The organism is Streptomyces europaeiscabiei, from assembly GCF_001550375.1.
GTDB classification, from domain to species: Bacteria; Actinomycetota; Actinomycetes; order Streptomycetales; family Streptomycetaceae; genus Streptomyces; species Streptomyces europaeiscabiei.
The window spans coordinates 1-22,225 of the sequence record NZ_LRTR01000086.1 but is presented as its reverse complement, the minus strand read 5'-3'; the positions used below and the strand labels follow the sequence as shown (position 1 = coordinate 22,225).

The window sequence follows — 22,225 nt, the reverse complement described above, 5'->3', positions numbered from 1 at the left end:
GCTCACGACGGCCTCCCCACGGTGCCCGCGGCGGTGCGCGCGACGGCCCTTGTGTCGATCAGCCCGGCCAGCTCGGACAGGACCGGGTGCCCGGTCACGTCCTTGGGGGACACCGCCCGCTCCAGGGCGATCGCGAGCCTCACCGCCGACAGCGAGGTACCGCCCCGGTCGAAGAAGTGGTCGCGTCGGCCGATGCCCGCCCGCGGCACACCGAGCACCTCGGCCCACGCGGCAGCCAGCCGCTCCTCGGTCGGTGTCGCCGGCGGTTCGCCCGACGTGCCCTCCAGCGCGTCGAGTTCCTCGGCCAGCGCCGTCAGCGTCCGCCGGTCGATCTTGCCGTTGTCGGTCAGCGGCAGGCTTTCGCGCCGGTGGAACACCGACGGCACCATGTACGCGGGCAGCGAGGCCGCCAGCCGGCCCCGCAGCTCCTCGACCGCGAGCGGCCGGCCGGAGTGGAAGGCCACCAGATGCGCGCCCCTGGCGACCACCACCGCGCCGTCCCGCACACCCGCCACCTTGAGCAGCGCGTTCTCCACCTCGCCGATCTCGATACGGAAGCCGCGCACCTTGACCTGGGTGTCCCGGCGGCCGAGGAACTCCAGCTTGCCGTCGGGCCGCCAGCGCCCGTGGTCCCCGCTGCGGTAGAGCCGATCGCCGGGCCGGTACGGGTCGGTGGTGAAGGCCCGTGCGGTGCGTCCGGGATCGTTGACGTACCCCCGCCCGACACACACCCCGGAGAAGACGATCTCCCCCGGCGCGCCCAGCGGCACGAGGGAGAGGTGCTCGTCGACGACGTACACACGGACGTTGCGGACCGGACGGCCCAGGGGCACCCGGCCCCCCTCCGGAGCCCGGTCCATCACCTCGTGGTTGGTGTCGTCCGAGGTCTCCGTCAGCCCGTAGGCGTTGACCAGGGGTATTCCCGGCTCGGTGGCGAACCAGCGCTCCGCCAGCTCCTGCTTCAGCGCCTCCCCGGTGACCGACACCCGGCGCAGCTCGGGCAGTTCCCGGGGGTGCTGCTCCAGATGCGCGAGGACCGCTTCGAGGTACGACGGCACGACCTGGACCACGTTCACCCGGCCGTCGGCGATCCGGTCGACGAACCGTCCGACGTCCAGGATCACCTCCTGCTCCACGAGGAGGGTCCGACCCCCGGCCAGGGGGCCGGCCAGCAGCTGCCACAGGGAGATGTCGAAGCACTGGGGCGCGGTCTGCGCCACGACGTCCCCCTCGCCGATGCCGAGGTCGTCGAGCTTGGCCTGGAGATGGTTGAGCATCCCGGCGTGCTCGCACATCGCGCCCTTGGGCTCGCCCGTGGAACCGGACGTGAAGTAGATGTACGCGAGCCGGTCCGGCGCGATCTCCATGCCGAGGTCGGAGTCCGGGTGGGCCTCGTCGTACGCGTCCTCGACGAGCAGCCGCTGCACCCCGGGCAGCGCGGACAGGGCCCGGTCCAGTGTGGCCGTGCTGCCCCGCTCGGTGAGCACCAGCTCGCAGCCGGCGCGGGCGAGCGTGGTGGCGACGCGTTCGGCGGGGAAGTGCGGCTCGACGGGCAGATAGGCGCCGCCCGCCTTGAACACCGCGAGGACGGCCGCCATCCAGTCGAGGTTACGCTCGGTCACCACCGCGACGACGCCCTCGTGGCCGAGTCCCCGGACCAGCAGGGCCCGACTGAGCTGGTTGGCACGGGAGTTGAGTTCGCGGTACGTCCAGCGGCGGTCGCCGTGGACGGCCGCGACCGCGTCCGGGTGCGCCACGACGCGCTGCTCGAACAGCTCGTGCACCCGGCGGTCGGGCAGTTCGCGGTGCGGTCCTGCCAACCCGTCGAGCTGGAACCGGAGTTCGTCGTCCGACACCAGACTCCGTCGTCCGTGCTCGGCGTCCGGTTCGGCGGCCAGCAGGGTGAGGGCGGTGACGTGGTACCCGGCGATCCGGGCCGCGCCGTCCTCGTCGAGCACGTCCGTGCGGTACCGCAGCCGCAGCGCCGGACCGTCGTCGCGGTGCACCAGTCCCACCCGCAGCACCACGTCCTCGTCGAGGTCGCCGTCGCCCCCGCTGGTGTCGAGCACCGTCTCGAACGGCGCTTCGGCGAGGCCGAGTTCGTGCCGCAGGGCGGCCACCGGGTAGCCGGCGTGCGTCAGCAGCTCCGCGGTGACCCGGTGGGTGTGCCCCAGCAGTGCGCGCCAGGTGTCGCCGGGCGCGGTGGTGAGTCGGCACGGCAGTGTGCGGCCGTCCTCCAGCCAGCCGGTGGTGACCTCGCTCTCGCCGGACAGCGCGGCGAGCACCTTCGCATGGGCGGCGAGCAGCGCGGCCGTACCGTCCGAAGCGGTCAACAACCGCTCTGGAAAGGCCACTTCGTAGGCGGCGACCCCCTTCGCCGGATCGGCGCTCCACCGTGGGACCACGGTCCGCCCCCCGGCGGTGAGCACCTCGTGCCAGTACGTCCGGGCAGCGTCGCCCGACTCCAACAGATCCATCTCTTTCCCCCGATTCACCGTGATCCGGTGGTCTCCGTCGCCGGGTTCCCGCCCCAGCGCGCGTGCGGCGGCACCTCCTCGCCCTTCATCAGGAAGGAGTCGGCCGCGAGCACGGCCCCCTCGCCCAGCACTACGCCGTAGTGGACGAACGCCTGGACCTCCAGCGTGCTGCCGGCGCCGATCGTGACGTGGTCGGACTTGAAGGTGCCGTCCTCCTGCGAATGTGCCTGGATCTTGCTGCCGGCCGCGAGCGTGCAGTCGTCCCCGACGGCTGTCAGCGTCCGCTCGGTGATGAACACCCCGTCGTCGAAGACCCGGCGCCCGATCCGCACCCCCAGCAGCCGCCAGACGAGGCTCTTGTACGGGGTGCCGTTGAGCACCTCCAGGTGTTTGTCCGGCAGCTTCCACAGCCGCTCCTGCCGCCAGAAGACGGGGTCGTAGATGGAGCACAACCGTGGCCGCAGCGGCCGGAAGCGGGTCAGGGACCGTTCCACGAGGGCGTAGTAGAGGACGGTGAACACCAGCGCCGCCAGGGGCAGCGCGGTGAGCGCGAGCAGTCCCGCGACGCCGTGCCCGTGCCCGTACAGGTCGAAGGCCGTGAATCCGAGCACGGTGAGCGCGAAGGTGTGCAGCCAGCGCAGGAACAGGAACAGTCCCATCGAGCGCAGGTTGAAGCGGTTCTTCGCGGTGAGCCGCCGGCGCAGTTCCTCGCCTTCGCGCAGATGGTCGAAACGGCTGTCGCGCTCCACCGAGCGGGGGATCTCGAAGGGCGGCGAGCCGAGCAGCCCGACCCCTTCGCGGATCTCGCCGTCGAGCGGGACCAGGACCTTCGTGGCCAGCAGGCAGTTCTCACCGGTGCGGCCACCGACCGGGTAGGCGATGAGATTGCCCAGGAAGTTGTGCCCGCCGATCGCGGTCCGGGACACCCGGAACGACGTGGCGGAGTAGTCCGCGTTCATGACCGACAGTCCGTCCGCGACCATCGTGCCGCTGCCGACCTTCACCAGGTACGGCGTCTCGTGCTGCACCGCGGTGCCGAAGTTGGACCCGGTCTGGTCGACGCGCGAGAGGTCGTACCCGAGGGCCTTGAGGCAGGGGACGATGTACGAGCTGTCGCCGCACAGCCAGGTGAAGAACCTGAGGTTGGTCAGGCGGGTGATCGCGCGGTGCACCGAGTAGTGGAAGCCGTACAGCGGATAGGTGCGGTCCGGCTTCACCAGCGGGCGCAGCAGCCGCGGTACGACGAACACGGCGACGGCTCCGACGACGATCGAGCCGCCGAACAGCGCGAGCGACAGGGCCATCGCCTCGACGTGGAAGCGCGCCGTGGAGACGTGCCGCGACGCCGGGTCGAGCAGGGTGTCCAGCTCGGGCGCGGCGGTGAGCAGCAGATAGGCGCCGCCGACGGTCAGCGGCAGGTACAGCAGCAGGGTCTGGAGCAGGGCGGCGAGCCCGTAGGCGGCCCGCCGGAGGGTGCCGCACGGGAGCGGGGCGATGCGGATGTGGTCCACGTCCGTGCGCCGGGCCGGTGAGCCGTGCCAGCTCTCCGAGGCGGGGACCGACTCGTCGGCGCGCAGCGCGGAGGAGTGACCGAGCTGGGAGCCGTCGCCGATGGCGGTGGCGATGTCGAGGACGGTGTGCTCGCCGACGAAGACGTCCCGGCCGAGGGTCACCGGGCCGGTGCGGATGCGTCCGCCGCGCGCCCGGTAGCAGAGGAAGGAGGAGTCCTTGCGGATCACCGTGGCCGCACCGATCGTCAGCAGGTCGGTGCAGACCGGGACGGTGCGGCTGAGGATCGTGACGCCCGGTCCGATGCGGGCGCCGAGGGCCCGCAGGTAGAGCACGTACAGCGGGTTGCCGACGAACAGGATCATCGGGCTCGCGCGCAGCAGCGACTTGACGATCCAGAACCGCAGATACGCCGGCCCCCACACGGGGAACTCCACGGCCTTCCACCGCCCGATCAGCAGCCATTTGGCGGCGACCGGCAGCGTGCACAGGGCGAGGAGGGCGAGCGCGCCGAGGACGGCCGACCGCAGGTAGATCTCGGTGAGCCCCGAGGCCTCCGCCACCCACTCGTACCCCTGTACGTATCCAGAGGTGGCGAGCAGGCAGTAGCCGACGAAGAGGAGCAACTGCAGCGCTCCGCACAGGGCGTAGCGGAACGTGCTGCCCGGGGGCACGGGCCCGGCGGGCACCGGCGGGGCGGCCGGCGACGCAGGCACCTCGGTCAGCGCGGCGGCGAGGCTGCGGACCGTCGGGTGGCCGTAGACGTCCCGAATGGACACCGACGGCAGATCGGGGTGCTTCCTGACGCGGGCGCAGAAATGCGCCATCGTCAGAGAGTTGGCACCGAGGTCGTCGAAGAAATTGCTTTCTACGGGCACATGTTCGACGCGTGCGACGCCGGCCAGAACTTCGGCCAGAAGTCGCTCGATGGCGGTGTACGATTTTGCCGCGTCCGGTTCGGCCGCCTGGACCTCACCCGGTTTTTCCACCACGTGTCGTGGCACTGGCAATGTCATTGAATTTCTCCGCGACAGGTATTGCGATGGCAGGCGCCCGGGGGTGAACGGGACGGCGCGCGGAATGACAGTAGGAGAGGGGATGGAAAGCGGTGACGCGTGTGGCGGAATGGATCAGGCCTGGTCGAAGCCTGGATTAATCCCTCGGTGTGTGCTGTGTCGGCACCTTGTTCGGGTGGGTGCAGCGGAATGCAATCCGGATTCTTTCGGCACATTCGGGAACGGGTCAAGGGAGGTCGGGTGATTGACGCTTTCCCGCCCCTCCGTCGATCTCCTCCGATCTGTCGGACCCGGGCCCCTACGGCACTTCAGCGGGGAACTTTCCAAAGGGACGGTACAAACGCGCCCGAACGTTCCACTTCCGGCCGCTCAATGATTCGGCCAGCAAGTTCATGACAGAAAAGGCGATTCGGAATCACCTTTGGTTTCTGTTGGGTTTCCCTTTGTTTGCTGCCTCGTGACGCGACCGGAGGGAAGCGTGCGCCGTACGCGGTCCCTGTCGCGGCCGACGGCACCGGGAGGTGAGGGCGGCACGCGCAGGCGGATACCTTTAGGGCGTGCAGCCAGCAAGTCAGTCACCCTCACCGTCGGAGAGCCCTCATGGGCGTCTCCACCGCGCGCGTGCCCTCTACCGGGACGTGTCCAAGCGCAGGACCGCCTGGCTGCTGCTGAAGGACACCGTCAACTCCTGCATCGAGTACCGCATCCTGGGCCTCGCGGCCGAGGCGGCGTTCTTCTCGCTGCTCTCCGTGCCGCCGCTGCTGCTCAGCATGATCGGCCTGCTCGGCTACGTCGACGACTGGACCGGCGCGGACACCATCGCCAGCCTGGAGCTCAACCTCCTGGAGGCCTCGCGCACCGTCCTGTCCGAGAAGGGCGTCGCGCAGATCGCGCAGCCGATCCTGGACGACGTGATGAAGGGCGGTCGCCCCGACGTCATCTCCATAGGCTTCCTGTTCGCCCTGTGGTCCGGGTCCCGCGCGGTGAACGTCTTCATCGACACCATCACCGTCATGTACGGCCTCGACGGCGTCCGCGGCATCGTCAAGACCCGCCTCATGGCGTTCCTGCTCTTCATCGTGGCCCTGCTGATCGGCTCGATCGCCCTGCCGCTGATGGTCGCGGGGCCCGACGCCGTCGTCCGGATGGTCCCGTGGTCGACGACCGTCGTGCAGGTCCTCTACTGGCCCGTCGTGATCGTGCTGTCCATCGTCTTCCTGACGACGCTGTACCACGTGTCAGTACCGGTCCGCTCCCCCTGGGTCGAGGACGTACCGGGTTCCCTCGTGGCCCTCGGCATGTGGGTCCTGGGCAGCTTCCTGCTCCGCATCTACCTCACCAGTACGGTCGAGGGGGCGACGATCTACGGCTCCCTGGCCGCCGCCGTCGCCGTCCTCCTCTGGATCGGCGTGGGCGCCTTCGCCGTCCTCGTCGGCGCCGCCGTCAACGCCGCCATCGACCGTGTCTGGCCCGCCGCGGCCACCGCCGCGGCACGCGCCGCCAACGAGCGCCTCCGCGAGGAACAGGCCGCCGAGTACGTCGCCCGCGCCGCCGCCGCCCGCTCCCACGACCCCGAAGACCCCGACATGCCCTCCGAGTTCCCGGAACGCTGGTCCCGCTTCCTGCCGCCGGAGGACGTGACGTCGAGGCTGCGGTCGCCCGTGAAGAAGGGGGAGGAGTAGAGCACTCCTCGGCAGGGCATTCCTCGGCAGGGCACTCCTCGGCAGGGCACTCCTCGGCAGGCCATTCCTCGGCAGGGCACTCCTCGGCAGGGCACTCCTCGGCGGGGCGCGCCCGAAGGAGCGCGGGGAACGGGGCTTCGTCGGCTGCTCGGCCGACCGCGGGCTGTTGAGGCGGTGTCCTACGTGGTGAGGCGGAGGGGGAACCTGCCCGCGGCCTCCACCAGCTTCGTGGGCAGGCACGATCAGCCGGACCGCCATCGCCTTCGCTGTCACGGGCGTGGTGACCACACGGAACAGCCTCAACTTCACCATCATGGCCAGGGTGGTGGCGGCCGCCATGGGTCCGCCGCTTTGCCCTGTCCCTGGCTACAGTGGTGCGTGGCTCGTTGTTCACTCCCGCCGAGCGAACCTATGGAAGGGCCGCCTGGCTGTTCGGCCCGGCCTTCGTCCCCGAGAGCGCCATCCCGTTCGCACTGGCTGCCCCCCTGCGGGTGATCCCGGCCTCCATGGCGGGCGGCGCCGTCACCGGTGCCCTGACCATGAACTTCTGCAGCATCTTGACCGTCTCGTACGGCGGCGTCTTCGCCGCCGGACACTTCGGCAAGCCGCTGCTGTTCGCCGCCGCCGTCGCCGCGGGCGTCCTCACCACTGCCGCCGTCGCCATCGGCCTCAAGGGCCTGCGGCGCACCGCCCCGGCCGCGAGCACCGCACGCGCCGCCACCACCGGCACCCCAAGAAGGCCATGGCGGCCGGCCGAGCCTGATCGCTCCACCGGCCCGGCCCGGGCGACCGCGCCGTACCGGCGGCTTGAGGAGGAGAGGCGCCGACCCCAGGGGCGCGCCCCCAGGGGCCGGCTCGGTCGCTCATCCACGCCCGAAAGGGCGTTCGGCGTGACCGGAGGCCCGCTCGTCCCACCCCAACCGTGCGGCCGGCAAGGGGCGCGGGGATCGGCGCGGGCAACCCCGGGCGGGCCCGCCGCCCGCACAACACCCGTCCCCTTACGGTGCTCACGCCTTCCAGACCCCGCAAGCCGCCGCCTCCCGAGCGAAGTCGGTGAAGTCCCGTGCCTCCCGGCCCAACACCTCCCGCATCCCGTCGGAGACACTCGCGTTGCGCCCGTCCAGCAACGCTCCGAACGCCTCCACCAACGACGCCACCTCCTCCGCCGGCACCCCGAACCCCAGCAGTGTGTCCCCGTAGTCCCGCGCCGACACCGGCACGTAGGAGAACGCGCTCCCCGTGACCGCCGAGATCTCCGCCACCGCCTCCCGGAAGCTCAACAGCCGCCCGCCGGTGACGTCCATGGTCCGCCCCACGTACGCGTCGCCGGAGACCAGCGCCGTCACCACCACGTCCGCGATGTCCCGCACATCGACGAACGGCTCCTGCACCTCACCACCGGGAAACACCAACTCCCCGTGCCGCAGCCCCTCCACCAGCGGCCCCTCGCTGAAGTTCTGCATGAACCACGCCGCCCGCACGACCGTCCACCGAGCCCCCGACGCCTTCACGGCCTCCTCGGCGGGAGCCGCGAGGTCCTGCCCGCGCGCCGACAGCAGCACGATCCGACGTACGCCCTGCGCGACCGCCTCCCGCGCGACCCCGCCGATCGCCGGGGCGGCATCCGGCGCCCCGATGTCCGAGGGGTACACGAGGTACGCCGCGTCCACACCCCGCAGCGCCGGCGCCCACGTGGACCGGTCCGTCCAGTCGAACCCGTTCGCGCGGGACCCCGCCCGCACCGTGAGTCCGGCGGCCCGCGCCGCCTCCGCGACCCGGCTGCCCGTGCGCCCCGAGGCCCCCGTCACCAACACCGTCATGTCCTGAGTACGTGCCGTGTTCTCCGTCATGCCTCAAGTGAACGGCCCCGCGCCCCAACACCCCATCGCTGAACGGCTCATTCCCATAAGCGCGCGTCTACGCTGACGGACATGGACGCACTCACCGGCCTGCTGGAGGGCCCGCGAGCCCGTGGCGCCTTCATGATCCGTGCGTGCTTCGACCCTCCCTGGTGCGTACGGGTGGAGGACCGCGCCCCGCTCACGGTCATGCTCATGGTCCGCGGCGACGCCTGGATCATCCCCGACGAGGGCGACGGGGAGCGCGTACGGCTACGGGCCGGCGACCTCGCCATCGCGCGCGGCCCCGCCCCGTACACCTGCGCCGACGACCCCGAGACCGCGCCCCAGGCCGTGATCCTGCCGGGCGCCGAGTGCAGCTATCCCGACGGCCGCCCCCTCAACGGTTCCATGGACCTCGGCGTCCGATCCTGGGGCGACCGGATCGACGGCTCGGCCGTGGTGCTGATCGGCACGTACCTCTGCCAGGGCGAGATCAGCGGACGGCTCCTCGACGCGCTGCCGCCGCTGCTCACCCTGACATCCGAGGAGTGGCCGTGCCCGCTCACGCCGATTCTCATGGAGGAGATCGTGCGCGACGAACCCGGCCAGGAGGTCGTCCTCGACCGGCTCCTCGATCTGCTGGTCATCGCCGCGCTGCGGGCGTGGTTCGCCCGGCCGGACGCGGATGCTCCCGCGTGGTACGCCGCGATGGGCGACCCGGTCGTGGGGCGGGTGCTGCGGCTGGTGCAGGACGATCCGGCGCATCCCTGGACGGTGGCCTCGCTGGCCGAGAAGGCCGGGGTCTCGCGGGCGGCGCTGGCCCGGCGGTTCAACGAACTGGTGGGGGAGCCGCCGATGACGTACCTCACGGGGTGGCGGCTCGCGCTGGCCGCGGACCGGCTGCGGGACAGCAAGGACACGTTGGAGGCGATCGCCCGGCGGGTGGGGTACGGGAGTGCGTTCGCCTTGTCGAACGCGTTCAAGAGGGTGTACGGGGTGAGTCCGCAGGAGCATCGGGGTTCTGTGTAGAGCCGGGGGCGTCGCGGGAGCGTGGGGGGCGTGGGCCTGTGGCGGACCGCGGGTTGTCCGTGGTTGCTCGCGCGGTTCCCCGCGCCCCTGGTGGGCGCGGCGGTACCCGGCGGCTACAGGCGTAGCCTTTTTCGTGTGTATGCGGAAAAGGCGTCTCGGCTGGACGGGGCAGTGGTCTGGACCAATAACCCCCGTGGCCCTGCCGGCTCCGGGCGGATCCTGCCCGACGGGTGTATGGACCTGTTGTGGAACGACGGGCGGCTGATGGTCGCCGGACCGGACACGCGGGCGTACGTCACCGAAGACGCTCCGAGCACTTGGGCGGGCCTCCGGTTCTATCCGGGTACCGCGCCCGCCTTTCTCGGTGTGCCCGCGCACGAGTTGCGTGACCGTCGGGTGGAGCTGGCCGATCTGTGGTCCCCGGCGGTCGTGCGGCGGCTCACCGCGCGGGTGAACGCGGCGGGTGATCCGGCGAGCGGGCTGGAAGAGGTGGTCCTGGAGCGGGCGGCCGAGGTGGGGCGGCCCGACCCGGTGCTGCGGCAGGTCGTCGTCGCCCTCGACGCGGGGCGGCCCGTCGCGGCGACCGCCGACGAACTCGGTCTCGGGGCACGGAAGTTGCACCGCTGGTCACTCGCCGCGTTCGGGTACGGGCCAAAGACCCTCGGGCGGGTGCTGCGGCTGCAACGGGCGCTAGCGCTCGCCCGGGACGGGGTGCCCTTCGCCGAGACGGCGGCCCGGACCGGGTACGCCGACCAGGCACATCTGGCGCGTGACGTAAGGGAGCTGGCGGGGCTGCCGCTCGGCGAGCTGCTCGGCGGACGATAGCGGGCCCTGGCAGGCTGCCGGGCTACTCGGGGGCGGGCGTCGGCAGCGGTGCGAAAAGGTCGACGCCGTTGCCGTCGGGGTCGAGGATCACGGCGTACCGCTGGCCCCACGCCGCGTCCCACGGCTTGAGTTCGCCGCGGTACCCGGCGTTCACCAACTCCTCGTACACCGCGTCGACTTCGGCCGGACCGTCGCACAGCAGGGCCAGTCCGGCACCACCGCCCGTTCCCGGGCGATAGCCGGGGTGGAAGGAGCGGACGGTCTCCTCGGTGTCGAGCAGCAGCCGCATCCCGCCGGGCAGCGGGGCCTCGGCGTGTGGCTGGTTCTCGGCGCCCTCCGGGAAGGCGAAACCGAGCCGGCGGTAGAAGGCGACGGAGGCGGCCATGTCCGTGGTCACCATGCCGATCGCATCGAGTCGTGGAGTCATACGGTCACCGTAGGCGGGCTGTCGTGGACCGGTCTTGAAGGAATCGGACACGGGCACGGGCACGGGCGCGGGCGCGGACGCAGGCATGGGCACGGATACGGATACGGATACGGCCACGGACATCTGCGCCCGTCAGCTGGTAGCCGTCAGCCCGTCCCGTCAGCTGGTAGCCGTCGCCCGGCGCCCGTCAGCCGTCCCGCTGATAGCCGTCACGCCTCACCCGTCAGTCGCCCTCCGTCATGCGATTCGCCCGACCCTCTCCAGTTTCCGTGGCGGGAAAGGACCGTGTGGGTAAGCGCTCTCACGAGAACGGACTCTTTGGCTCACCTATGAAACAACTGTGCGGCAGGATATGGGACATGCACATGCCTCGTACTGCGCGTGTTCTGCTGCCCCTGGCGTTGCTGCCGCTGCTGCTCACAGCCTGCGGGACCGAGAAGGTCGTGGTCGCGGGCCGCGAGCCCCTGGTACCGGCCCCCGACCGGGCGGAGCTCCATGCTCGGGCCGAGGCGCTGGGCCTCGCGCCGGGGCTCGTCTATGTCACCGAGGCCCCCGGATTCACCCTGGCGCGGCAGTCGGTGGGTGTGTACGGCACCGACGGCTTCTCCGCCGCGTACTGGTCCCGGAAGAACAGCGCTCAGCTCCTGCTTCTCGTCGACCGCGGCACAATGACCGCCGGGAGCTGCCCCGAGCGGCCGCTCGGCCAGGGCACCGGCGAGGCGGTCGGCTGTGAGCGCGACGGGGACGTTTGGTACCGCACCTCGGCGGGACAGCACGAGTACGCCGTGTCGGAGGACGGACACCTCGTCCGGATCAGCGCCGCCACGGCCGCGGTGGACCGAGACACCCTGCGGGCCGCAGCCCTCGCCGCGCACCGCCCCACCGACGCCGAACTCGCCGTCCTCCTCCCGCCCCGCCACCATGACAAGCCCCCGCCCCCGCCCGACGGCATGCCGATCGAACGCGGTGACCTGCCCCCGGTGGGCGACGGAGCACCGAACAACGAGGTGGGCGCGTCGGGCTGAGCCCCTGCGCCGCCGCACTTGGAGCGGTCCCACAGGCGCCCACACCCCCGGAGCACGAACTCACGGCATGAACCGCTGCGGGGCGGACCGGCTGAACGATCCGCCCCGAGGGCATACGCGACCGACGATCAGGACGTGCCGCCCGGCTGCTGCGGGCCGAACGCCGTCATGAAGCGGTCGCGGAACTTGTCCATCCGCCACACCGGAGTGTTGTCGGCGGGCTTGAGACCGTCCGTCCACCCCCAGTCGGAGATCTTCTCCAGCACCTCGGGGTCCTGGGCGACGATCGAGACCGGCACGTCATGGCTGGGGTTGTCGCCGGTGACCGTCTTGTTGGGCTGGTGGTCGCCGAGGAAGATCAGGACGGTGTCCTTGGAGCCGTACTTGGCGACGTAGTCGACAAGACTGGTCACCGAGTACTGGATCGACTTGCGGTACTCGTCCCGCACGGCCAGGGGATCCTTCCAGACCTCCGTGGGGTTCTTTCCCTCGGCCTTCTGCAGCGAGTGGTAGACCGACCCGTCGCCGACCTGGTCCTCGGGAATCGTGCTCGGGATCGGCGCCCACGGGTTGTGGCTGGAGGTCAGGATGATCTCCGCCATCATCGGCTCGCGGTCCTTCTTGCCGTGCTCCAGCTCCTCGAAGGCCTTCAGCGTGTACTGGTCGGGCATGGTGGACCAGCTGAACTTCGGTCCCTTGTAGCCGAGTTGGTCGGAGTCGTAGATGTGGTCCAGGCCGAAGTACTTGCCTTCCGGCCAGGCCTTCTGGGTGCCCGGCACGATGCCGACCGTGCGCCAGGCGCCGGTGCGGCGGAACGCCTCGGTCAGGGTGAGACGGTCGCTCGCGACGAGGTGGGAGTAACGCGACTGGTTCTTGATCCACAGACCCGACAGGAACGTGGAGTGGCCCAGCCAGCTGCCGGCGCCCGTGATGGGGGAGCGCAGCCAGCCGCTCTGCGACGCGTACCCGGCGTCCTTCAGTGCCTGAGTCTTCTGCGCGAGCGTCTCGCTGAGTGGCTCACCCATTCGCGGGTCGTCGATCGCGGAGCGGCCGTAGCTCTCGATGAACGTGATCAGTACGTCCTTGCCGCGCAACCCCGTCAGCAGTTCGTCGGGCGGTACGTCCGCGAAGGCGTCCACCGCCGCCTGCTTCCGGAACGCCTCCCCGTCCTTCAGCCCGTCGCCCACCGACTCGATCCGGTTCTCCACGAGCGTCGCCGCGCTGTGCGAGGCCACCGGTACGTCGGACACCTCCAGCGTCAGTGTCGAGCAGGTGATCCACGCGGTCCCGAGGACGAGCAGCGTACGGCTCGCCGTGTGCCGGTGGCGCGCCATCAGCCGGCTGATCCGCACGACCGCCAGCGTCATCAGCACGGGCAACGCCAGCGCCAGCACGATCACCCCGACCGTCGCGGCCTGCGCGGCCGCGCCGCCGAGCGAGTCCTTCATGAACGACTGCGCGTCGTCCAGCAGGATCCAGTCCAGCACCAGGTCGAACGGGCGGTCCAGGGTCCAGTACGAACCCATGTCCAGCACCTTGACGATCGTCAGCAGCCCGAGCAGCACCCCGACCACCACCACCGCCACGCGCCGCGCCTTCGTCGGCAGCACGAGCAGGAGTCCCGCCACGAGGATCCCCTCGGCCGGGATCCGCAGGAAACGTCCGAACCCGATGTCGGTGACATCGTTCGGCACGAGCAGCGCGAACATGACGAGTGCGACGGCCAGACCACTCACGGCCCAGGCGACGGCCCGCGCGGCCCGGGGGTGCTCGACGCGCCAGCCGGACGGTGCGGCCGGGGATTCGGTGGAAGGCTCGGCAGGGGGTTCCTCGTCTGCGGTCGGCCCAGGTGCTGGTGCTGGTGCCGGTGCCGGTGCCGGTGCTGGTGCCGGGCCCGATGCCGGTTCCGTCGCCGGTTGGGCTTCCGGCCCTGCGTCCGCCTCCGGCTCGGATTCCGGCTCGGACTTGGCCTTCTGGTCGGGCTTCGGCTTTGCCGCTTCGGTCTCGGTCCCGGCCTTGGCTTCGGTCGTTTCCTCTGCCTCTGCCTCTGCCTCTGCCTCTGCCTCTGCCTCTGCCTCTGCCTCTGCCTCTGCCTCTGCCTTCGCTCCCGCGTCCGGCGAAGTCTCTTCCGGCGTCGGCTCCGGAGGGGCTGCTTCCTCAGGGGCTTCGTCGTCCGGTGCCGGTCCCGGTGTCGGTCCCGGAGGCTGCGGAGAGCGTATGTGCGACAACCCGAAGGTCCTTCCCTGTGGAGCATGTGGAGCTCAGTGCTGGTGGAACGGAGTGGGCCGGGGGCGGCGGGACCGCCGGAACACCCGATGGGCCATTGCTATGCGTACGGTCCCACGACGCCAACCGTTCACCCGCACTCAGGGTCTTCGCAACCACTTGACCGAACCAAAACGCACCCGTCGCCCACCCGCGTCCACCTGCTCAGGCCGAGCGCAGCGCCCCCGTACTGGACCGTTCCACCAGCCGCGTCGACAACTCGGTGCGCGTGCCCTCCGGTTGGTCGCCCTCCATCATCCGCACCAGCAACCGGAGCGCGGTCTGGGCCATCTCCGAGAGCGGCTGGCGGATGGTGGTCAGGCCGGGAGTCGCCCAGCGGGCCTCGGGAAGGTCGTCGAAGCCCACCACGCTGATGTCGTCCGGCACTCGCAGCCCCCGCTCGGCCAGCGCCTCGTACACCCCGAGGGCCATCTTGTCCGAGCAGACGAACACGGCGGTCGGCGGCTCGGGGAGGTCGAGCAGCTGGAGCATACGGTGGCGGGCGGTGGTCTCCATGAAGTTGCCGTAACGGACGTACTCCGGCCGGTACGGGATCCTCGCGGCCGTCAGCGCCGAGCGGTAGCCCGCCACCCGGGCGCTGCTGCACATCTTCCGCCGGTAACCGGCGATCACCGCGATCCGCGCGTGCCCCAGGGCCAGCAGGTGGTCGGTGGCGGTCATCCCGCCCTGCCAGTTGGCCGCGCCCACCGACACCACGCCGGCCGGCGGTTCCAAAACCGGGTCGATCAGCACGAACGGGATGCGGTGCTGGGTGAGCCAGGTGTACTGGGCGGGGGACAGCTCGGCCAGGTTGAACAGTACGCCCGCCGAGCCCCGTGCGGTCAGCTTGTCGAACCAGCCGCGTTCGGGGCGGGCGCCCTGGGTACGGGTCAGGCCGGCCGAGACCACGACCTCCAGGCCGGCGTCGTGGGCGGCCTGCTCGACACCGTGCAGTACCGCGCCCGACCAGGAACTCTCCAGCGAGTGCACCACCAGGTCGACCATGCGTGGCGGCTTCGAAGCCTCGAACCGGGGTCTGCGGACATAGCCGAGCCGGTCCAACGCCTCGGTGACCCGGCGCCTGGTCTCCGGGGCCACGTCCTCCCGGCCGTTGACCACCTTCGAGGCCGTCGGTACGGACACCCCGGCCTCGCGCGCCACCACCGCCAGCGTCGGCCCGGCCGTCGCGCTTCCGCCCCGCACCATCGCGACTCCACCTCTCAGGGCCCCGTCCCGAGGGCCGGTGAAATTTTCGAACAGCGTCGCCCGCACGTCGGAAGTCCGAACCGCGTAGCAAGCGCTTCCTACGGTAAGCCCAACTCAACTCGGCGGGAAGAAGCAGGGATTCAGAGGGCCGCACTGGTCAAAACTTTCGAAACTCCGAACAAGCGGGGCTCTGTCGGGGTTGGGCCGGGGAGCGAGGTGCGGGCGGGCCTACCGAAGGCCGAGGACAGCCACGGTTTCGAGGCGCCGGGCTGTGGTGGGCCGGAGACCGGGTCCGGCGGGACGGCGTCCGCCACGGGTCACAGGGCTGGGGTGAGTACGGAGGTGTGCGGTTGTTCGATCGGGTGAGGGCTGGGCCGACAGGAGCGGCGCAGGGAGAGGACGGGGAGGGGGAAAGGGGGGAGGGGAGGGGCTGATGGGGCGCGTCGGCGCGCACCGACGGCTCGGTCGGAGGAGCGATGGACCCCGGCACTGTCCGGCCACCTGGCTTGGAGGCGTCTGTCGTGCGTACCTGCGGAGACGGAGCATCCGGCACGCCATCCCGGAGAAAGCCGACAGCCGGGCCACCGCCTGTGCAGAGGCTCACGCGGCGGACGGCCACCCGGCTTCGACCGAACGCTGTACAGAGCGCAACACCGTCGAACGGGCCCTCAACCGACTACCCTCACCATGTTTCGGGCCACGGGGTTCAGCCGCTCTTGCTGAGGCTGCTCATGACGTCCTTCATGTCCTTGATCAGGAGTGGTTCGAGTTCCTTGGGAGTGGGAGGCGGGGGCTCGTCTCCCAGAGCCCTGGTGGACAGCCCCAGCGTGAACTCGGCTCTGCCGTCGAGCACGTTCAGTTGCATCCAGTGGGAGCCGTTTCCGAAGTCGTTGGTCACCAGATAGGCATGGTCCGCAAGGCCGGGAACAGGGTGCACCACGGTCTCTCCCCCACCGCCGCCCGCCGCGAACCGCTTCCTGGTGGCCGCCCGCCGGGCCTCGAACTCGGCTGTCGTGTCGGTCTGCTTGTGCAGGACGACCGAGAACTGAAGCTGGCCGCTGTGCATGCCCTCTCCGAAGGAGTACATCTCACCGAAGCAGTCCGCCGTGTCCATGGCGGGGTGCTTCGTCACCGAGGACAGCCAGTCCGTGCCCTTGACGAACCGGGTACTCAGCCCCGGCCAGAGGGTCTTGTCGCACAGCTTGTCTTCAACGCGATAACCGACCGTGTCGGGTGTGCCGGGGAGCCCGAATGCGTAGACTCCCGAACCCCACACGACCGACGCCGCCACGACGCCTCCCAGCCCGCCCAATACCCAGGCCTTGACCCGGGGTGTGCCAGGCGCCGACGGGGCTTCGTCGCCCGGGGCGTCCGGAACCGACGACTCAGGGAAGCCCTCGATGACCTCGGGCTCCCCGATTGCGTTCCGCTGTGGGCTGTCCATGGCCGTGAACCTATGTTGACCAGGGGATTCCCAGGATCGATCGCCGATAACGATGTGATTGCAGCGCAGGTCAGCGGCTTCACCCTGCCTCAAGGCGCGGAACGCCTAGACCGCCGCGGCTACAGACGGATGCAGCGGTCGTGGTGGCGATATCGCTGCTGGACGGCATGTGGGACGAATTCCCGCGGACCCGGCATCTGAGCGAGTGCGGGCCCGGTGACCGGGCCGTCCCGTGGGGCAGCCGACCCGGAATCCCGTGCCCGCCCGTCCTCGCCCTCTCACTTCACCGCGCACACCAGCCGGAATCCGCTGAAGTCCGCTGAAGTCCGCTGAAGTCCGCTGTGAACTCCGCGGCGACGAGGTCCTGCACGTGGATGCCGGCCAAGGTGCCGGTGAAGCGCAGTCGGGAACCGTAGTCGTCGGAGAGGTGGGTACAGTGCCGGCTCGTTGGAGATCTGCAGCATCTGGATGATGGAGAGCAGACCGGTCAGGACCAACGCCCCGCGCACGAACGGAATCTTGACGCTCAGCGCGATCCGCGCCTCGGAGGCACCGTCGAGGCGGGCGGCCTCGAACAGTTCGCGGAGCACGCCCTGGAGCGCCGAGTAGATGATCACCATGTTGTAGCCGATGCCGTGCCAGGTGAGGAGGTTGCCGATGGACGGCCACACCATGGAGGGCGAAAAGAAGTTCCAGTCGAACCCGAACAGGTCGCCGATCGGGGTCAGCGGGCCCACCTCGGGGCTGTACAGGTTGATCAACACGATCGCCGCGACCACGCCCGGGATCATGTACGGGACCAGCAGCACGATCCGGAAGCGGTTCGCGGCCTTCGACGTGAGCGCGTCCAGGAACAGCGCCAGGACCAGGCTGACCAAGAGCATGAACGGGATCTGGACGCAGGCGAACAGCACCACCCGCAGGATGGAGCCCATGAACGCCGAGTCCGTCAGCCCGAGCCCCAACTGGACGGCCATGTTCACCGAGCTGCGGTAGGCCGCTGAGGATTGTCGCCAAATGGGCGGTTCATGCGTCCGACACCCAGGGCACCGGTCCGTCCCTGCGCACCCTCCTCCAGGCCGCCGGTGCCACGGCCGCCGCGTACTCCCTGCTCGGAACGGCCACCGGCACCGCGAGCGCGGCCGGCAGACCGAAGGCCGACAGACCGAAGGCCGACAGACCGGAGACCGACACACCGAAGGCCGTTCGGCGAGGCACTGTGGCACGCCGGGGTCACCGTCTCCAGCGCGGCGGCCGGCAACTTCACCGGCTACACCTGGGGCACCGGCCAGAACTGCGCCCAGCAGACCCACACCGCAGTCTCCTCCGTGAGCCGGGGCCAGCTCCGCCCGGTGTGGGGCCTCGTCCACCACCACTACGCACGGCGCCGGGGCCTGTCCGTCCCGTACATCACCGCCAGGGCCGAACAGGTCCGCCCCGAGGGCGGCGGGGGTGACTACGGCTCGGCCAGCGGCGGCTACGACCAGCTGGGCTTCGGCACCCTGATGTACGCCAGATAGCTCCAGATGGCCCGCCGTCCCCCGAACGGCCGTCAAAGGCCCGGCACGACCGGAATACCGCGAAGGGATGTGGTGCCCTGAGGTGAACGACGGTTCACGAGCGGGCGGGCGTGAGGAGCTGGTGCGCGATGACGGCAGACCGGCAGGGCCCCGTGGTCAGGACGCCGTACGGGAACGTACGCGGCACGTACGAGCACGGGGACGGCTACGAGAACGGGATCGCGGTCTTCCGGGGCATCCCGTACGCGGCCCCGCCCTTCGGCCCCCGCCGGTTCCGCCCGCCCTCCCCGCCCGAGCCCTGGGCGGGGGTGCGTGACGCCGTCGACTTCGGGCCGACGCCTCCGAAACCGCCGTACTCGGAGGCGTTCGCCCGCTATCTGTCGGACCCCGTCGTCCCGGGCGACGACTGCCTCAACCTGAACGTGTGGACGCCGGAGCCGGGCAGCGCCGCCCGCCTGCCGGTCATGGTCTGGATCCACGGCGGCGCCCTCACCCGGGGCTCGTCGGCGGTCCCGGTCTACGACGGCGCCGCCTTCGCCCGCGACGGCGTGGTGCTGGTGTCCCTCAACTACCGGCTGGGCGTGGAGGGTTACGGCCTCTTCCCGGACGCCCCGCCCAACCGCGGACTGCTCGACCAGCTGGCCGCCCTGGAGTGGGTGCGGGAGTCGATCGCCGGGTTCGGCGGCGATCCGGACCGGGTGACCCTGTTCGGCCAGTCGGCGGGCGCCATCAGCGTCGGCGCGCTGCTGGCCGCACCCCGCGCGCGGGGGCTGTTCCGGCGGGCCGTGCTGCAGAGCGGTCCGCCCGAGGCCTTGGACCGGGACAAGGTGCGCCGCATGGTCCGCCGGATGGCGACCCGCCTGAAGGTATCGGCGACCGCCGCGGCCTTCGCTGCCGTGGACCGGTCCACTCTCGTCGAGGTGCAGGCCGAGGCCGGCCGCCTCAGCAGCCCCGTGCTGGGCGGCCCCGCCTTCGGTGTCGTCGTCGACGGCGATCTGCTGCCCACCGACCCGCTGGAGGCACTGACCGAGCACGGCGCGGCCCCCGGAATCGACCTCCTCATGGGCTGGACCCGTGACGAGCACCGGCTCTGGCTCGTCCCCGGCGGCCTCCAAGAGCGCGTCGACCGACTCGGCACGGTCGCCCTGGCCGGCGCCCGCGCCCGCTGCCACTGCGGTCCCGAGCTGCCCCGCGGCTATCGCGACCTCCACCCCGACAGGGGTACCGCCGACCTGGTCGGCCAGCTCGTCACCGACCACCTCCTGCGCGTCCCCCTGCTCCGGGTGGCGGACGCCCGCATCGGCCAGGACCGGTCCCACCTCTACGAGTTCGCCTGGCCCTCTGGCATCCCCGCCCTCGGCTCCTGCCACGCCCTCGAACTCGGCTTCGTCTTCGACACCGGTGACACCCCCGCCTCCGCCAAGCTCGCCGGCGGGAACGCCCCGCGCGGCCTCGCCACCGCCATGCACACCGCCTGGGTCCGCTTCGCGACGGACGGCACCCCCGGCTGGCCCGCCTGGGACCCCACCCACCCGGTCCGCGTCTTCGACACCCCGGACGGCCCGGACGACTCGCACGCCCCGGACGGCACGGGGATGGCCTTCGGCCCCTACGACCCCGAACTCGCCCTCTGGGACGCGGACGCCAGACGCCCCCGGAGAGTCCAGGGCGCGGGCACCTTCGTCACCTCCGGCGGAGGCCCACGTCCGGCCCTGCGCCGCTTCCGTCGAAGTCCGTGAGGACGGCTGCCCGTCCGTGATCCGAGCCGGCTAGGAGCCGGGCTCGGCTGCGCCGTCCGTGGGCGTCGGGGCTTTGGTGTGGAGGATCTCGCGGGCCTGTTCCGCGGCGCGGCGGGTGTTCTCGCTGACGAAGTCGAGGAAGCGGGCGACGTTCTCCAGACGGGCGGCGGCGGGAGTGCCGGTGCCGAGGACGCCGACGCCCTGACGGGCGACCTCGACGACCTGGGCGATGGCGCGGGCGCTCGCCATCATCGACTGGTACCAGACGTCGTCGTCGACGATGTAGCGCTCGCGGCGGCGTTCGCCCTGTTCCCGGCGGACCATGCCCTGGCTGTCGAGGAACGTGATCGCCTTGGAGATGGACGCCGGGCTGACCTGGAGGCGCTGGGCCAGTTCGGACGCGGTGAGGCTGCCGCTGTCGGTGAGGGTGAGGCAGGCCATCACCCGGGCCATCATCGTGGGCATGCCCGAGGCCATCATGACGGTCGTGAACGTCTCTTCGTACTCGCGTACGGCTTCGGTGTCGCGCCCGTGAGCCTGCTCGGGTGCCTGGGCCTCGCGGGGTGTGGCCCGGAGGCGGCGGCGGGCGCGGCGTTCGGTGGCGCGGTGGGCCATCTCGGCACGGTAGGCGGTGGGGCCGCCGTTGCGCATCACCTCACGCGTGATCGTCGAGGTCGGACGATCGAGGCGTCTGGCGATCTCCGCGTAGGCGAGACCGTCGGCCAGCCCCAGCGCGATCTGCTGGCGTTCCTGCTGAGTGAGCCTGCCTCCCGGCATCGCTGTCTCCTTCATGCTCCGTGGTGCGCCCACCATAGCGTTCACCCTCATTTCATTGCAACGTGTGTCGTGAGGATTGTTGCGTTAGCTTCAATCCCGTTGCAACGATTTATCGGCATTCACCTGCACTAACTGTGTAGACGTGCAACGAGTTTGTTGCCAGAAGTCTGAATGCAACGTAGCTTTTCCATCGTTCGAAACAACGACTCGAGGGAGAGCACGATGCAGAAGTTCGACACCCCCACCCCGATCTCCGCCGTGCTGAACATCCCGGCCGGACGCGTGCGGTTCATCGCCGCCGACCGGACCGACACCACCGTCGAGGTCCGGCCCGCCAACGCCGCCAAGGGCCGCGACGTCAAGGCCGCGGAGCGGACCACGGTCGACTACCGCGACGGGGTGCTGCGGATCCAGGCCCCGGAGGCGAAGAACGAGCTCCTCGGCCCCTCCGGAACCCTGGAGGTGACTGTCCAGCTGCCCGCCGGCTCCCGGGTCGAGGCGAAGGCGGCCGCCGCGGAGTTCCGTGGCGTCGGGCGGCTGGGCGATGTCGTCATCGACGGCGCGCACGGGCAGGTCAAGCTCGACGAGGCCGCGAGCGCCCACCTCACCCTCCTGGCCGGCGACGCTCTGGTCGGCCGTCTGGACGGCCCCGCCGACATCACCAGCGGCAAGGGCGACCTCCGCGTCACCGAGGCCGTGCGCGGCACCGTCACCCTGCGCACCGGGCACGGCGAGATCTCCATCGGTGCCGCCGCCGGGGTCTCGGCCTCCCTGGACGCCGGCACCTCCTACGGCCGGATCCGCAACGAGCTCAAGAACACCCGGGGCGCCGCGGCCCAGCTCGACATCCATGCGACCACCGGCTACGGCGACATCACCGCACGCAGCAACTGACCAGCAACGTCGACAAGGAGCACTCCCATGACGAACCCGGCCATCGCGGCGAACGGACTGCGCAAGTCCTTCGGCGACAAGGTCGTCCTCGACGGCATCGACCTGACCGTCCCCGAAGGGACGATCTTCTCCCTGCTCGGGCCGAACGGGGCCGGCAAGACCACCGCCGTGAAGATCCTCTCCACTCTCATCTCCCCCGACCCCGGCTCCGGCGAGATCCGCGTCGGCGGCCACGACCTCGCCGTCGACCCGCAGGCGGTGCGGGCCGCGATCGGTGTCACCGGGCAGTTCTCCGCCGTCGACGGCCTGATCACCGGCGAGGAGAACATGCTCCTCATGGCGGACCTGCACCACCTGTCCAAGCCCGAGGGACGACGCGTCACGGCCGAACTCCTGGAGCGTTTCGACCTGGTGGAGGCCGCGAGGAAGCCCGCCTCCACCTACTCCGGCGGCATGAAGCGCCGCCTCGACATCGCCATGACCCTCGTCGGCGACCCGCGGATCATCTTCCTCGACGAACCCACCACCGGCCTCGACCCCCGCTCCCGC

Annotated in this window: 18 protein-coding genes and 1 pseudogene; 8 read left to right on the top strand and 11 right to left on the bottom strand. The window is 70.7% G+C overall.

All coding sequences use genetic code 11. From position 1 onward, the window contains the following. Positions 1 to 2: 2 nt before the first annotated feature. Together AWZ10_RS03800 and AWZ10_RS03795 are read right to left on the bottom strand one after the other, a co-directional pair. On the bottom strand, positions 3 to 2,477 hold the full coding sequence (locus tag AWZ10_RS03800) for a non-ribosomal peptide synthetase (RefSeq protein ID WP_060890430.1): 2,475 nt from the start codon (positions 2,475 to 2,477) through the stop codon (positions 3 to 5). A gap of 14 nt (positions 2,478 to 2,491) precedes the next feature. Further along, positions 2,492 to 5,002: a Pls/PosA family non-ribosomal peptide synthetase gene (locus AWZ10_RS03795; RefSeq protein ID WP_208618442.1), complete on the bottom strand. Its 2,511-nt coding sequence runs from the start codon at positions 5,000 to 5,002 to the stop codon at positions 2,492 to 2,494. A 557-nt stretch (positions 5,003 to 5,559) separates the two neighbouring features. Between AWZ10_RS03795 and AWZ10_RS03790 the strand changes: the two genes are divergently transcribed. Beyond that, complete coding sequence (locus AWZ10_RS03790) at positions 5,560 to 6,684, top strand: YihY/virulence factor BrkB family protein (protein WP_173531576.1); 1,125 nt, start codon at positions 5,560 to 5,562, stop codon at positions 6,682 to 6,684. A 409-nt stretch (positions 6,685 to 7,093) separates the two neighbouring features. Here AWZ10_RS03790 and AWZ10_RS55030 read toward each other — a convergent pair whose 3' ends face one another. Together AWZ10_RS55030 and AWZ10_RS03780 are read right to left on the bottom strand one after the other, a co-directional pair. Continuing rightward, on the bottom strand, positions 7,094 to 7,405 hold the full coding sequence (locus AWZ10_RS55030; protein WP_159058208.1) for a hypothetical protein: 312 nt from the start codon (positions 7,403 to 7,405) through the stop codon (positions 7,094 to 7,096). Positions 7,406 to 7,691: 286 nt separating this feature from the next. Continuing rightward, positions 7,692 to 8,534, bottom strand: a complete 843-nt coding sequence (locus AWZ10_RS03780; RefSeq protein WP_046706620.1) for an NmrA family NAD(P)-binding protein — start codon at positions 8,532 to 8,534, stop codon at positions 7,692 to 7,694. Between the two features lie 81 nt (positions 8,535 to 8,615). On the opposite strand from AWZ10_RS03780, the gene AWZ10_RS03775 reads away from it, so the two are divergent. Both AWZ10_RS03775 and AWZ10_RS03770 read left to right on the top strand, forming a co-directional pair. Beyond that, entirely contained in the window at positions 8,616 to 9,554 is a 939-nt protein-coding gene (locus AWZ10_RS03775; protein ID WP_060890427.1) for an AraC family transcriptional regulator, read from the top strand. A 135-nt stretch (positions 9,555 to 9,689) separates the two neighbouring features. Continuing rightward, positions 9,690 to 10,379, top strand: coding sequence for a DUF6597 domain-containing transcriptional factor (locus AWZ10_RS03770; RefSeq protein ID WP_107417373.1), 690 nt, complete (start codon positions 9,690 to 9,692; stop codon positions 10,377 to 10,379). Between the two features lie 22 nt (positions 10,380 to 10,401). Here AWZ10_RS03770 and AWZ10_RS03765 read toward each other — a convergent pair whose 3' ends face one another. After that, positions 10,402 to 10,806 (bottom strand): VOC family protein, encoded by a 405-nt coding sequence (locus tag AWZ10_RS03765; protein ID WP_205576392.1) that lies wholly within the window; start codon positions 10,804 to 10,806, stop codon positions 10,402 to 10,404. 365 nt (positions 10,807 to 11,171) lie between these two features. On the opposite strand from AWZ10_RS03765, the gene AWZ10_RS03760 reads away from it, so the two are divergent. Beyond that, positions 11,172 to 11,831 carry a hypothetical protein gene (locus tag AWZ10_RS03760; protein WP_199845761.1) on the top strand — a complete coding sequence of 220 codons (660 nt, stop codon included), beginning with the start codon at positions 11,172 to 11,174 and terminating at the stop codon, positions 11,829 to 11,831. 128 nt (positions 11,832 to 11,959) lie between these two features. On the opposite strand, the gene AWZ10_RS03755 is transcribed toward AWZ10_RS03760, so the two are convergent. From AWZ10_RS03755 to AWZ10_RS52185, 5 genes are all read right to left on the bottom strand, one after another. Continuing rightward, positions 11,960 to 14,059: a hypothetical protein gene (locus AWZ10_RS03755; protein ID WP_060890423.1), complete on the bottom strand. Its 2,100-nt coding sequence runs from the start codon at positions 14,057 to 14,059 to the stop codon at positions 11,960 to 11,962. A gap of 202 nt (positions 14,060 to 14,261) precedes the next feature. After that, entirely contained in the window at positions 14,262 to 15,302 is a 1,041-nt protein-coding gene (locus tag AWZ10_RS03750) for a LacI family DNA-binding transcriptional regulator (protein WP_060890422.1), read from the bottom strand. Between the two features lie 706 nt (positions 15,303 to 16,008). Further along, a complete protein-coding gene (locus AWZ10_RS03745; protein WP_046709318.1) occupies positions 16,009 to 16,746 on the bottom strand; it encodes a hypothetical protein in 738 nt (245 codons plus the stop codon). A 278-nt stretch (positions 16,747 to 17,024) separates the two neighbouring features. Beyond that, positions 17,025 to 17,723 carry a carbohydrate ABC transporter permease gene (locus AWZ10_RS03740; RefSeq protein ID WP_244172387.1) on the bottom strand — a complete coding sequence of 233 codons (699 nt, stop codon included), beginning with the start codon at positions 17,721 to 17,723 and terminating at the stop codon, positions 17,025 to 17,027. A gap of 49 nt (positions 17,724 to 17,772) precedes the next feature. Further along, positions 17,773 to 17,964, bottom strand: a complete 192-nt coding sequence (locus AWZ10_RS52185; RefSeq protein WP_167365916.1) for a hypothetical protein — start codon at positions 17,962 to 17,964, stop codon at positions 17,773 to 17,775. Positions 17,965 to 18,008: 44 nt separating this feature from the next. Here AWZ10_RS52185 and AWZ10_RS47200 point away from each other — a divergent pair. Together AWZ10_RS47200 and AWZ10_RS03730 are read left to right on the top strand one after the other, a co-directional pair. After that, positions 18,009 to 18,266, top strand: a pseudogene (locus tag AWZ10_RS47200) (alginate lyase family protein); the annotation flags it as partial. 128 nt (positions 18,267 to 18,394) lie between these two features. Beyond that, positions 18,395 to 20,005 carry a carboxylesterase/lipase family protein gene (locus tag AWZ10_RS03730; protein WP_060890421.1) on the top strand — a complete coding sequence of 537 codons (1,611 nt, stop codon included), beginning with the start codon at positions 18,395 to 18,397 and terminating at the stop codon, positions 20,003 to 20,005. Positions 20,006 to 20,035: 30 nt separating this feature from the next. Here AWZ10_RS03730 and AWZ10_RS03725 read toward each other — a convergent pair whose 3' ends face one another. Continuing rightward, the gene (locus AWZ10_RS03725) at positions 20,036 to 20,782 is read right to left on the bottom strand and encodes a GbsR/MarR family transcriptional regulator (RefSeq protein WP_046705642.1); all 747 of its coding nucleotides are present in this window, start codon (positions 20,780 to 20,782) and stop codon (positions 20,036 to 20,038) included. Positions 20,783 to 21,004: 222 nt separating this feature from the next. Here AWZ10_RS03725 and AWZ10_RS03720 point away from each other — a divergent pair, with 222 nt between their 5' ends. After that, entirely contained in the window at positions 21,005 to 21,676 is a 672-nt protein-coding gene (locus AWZ10_RS03720; protein WP_046705643.1) for a DUF4097 family beta strand repeat-containing protein, read from the top strand. Positions 21,677 to 21,703: 27 nt separating this feature from the next. Next, positions 21,704 to 22,225 (top strand): ABC transporter ATP-binding protein (locus AWZ10_RS03715; protein WP_159058207.1); only part of this gene is annotated, 522 nt, incomplete at its 3' end.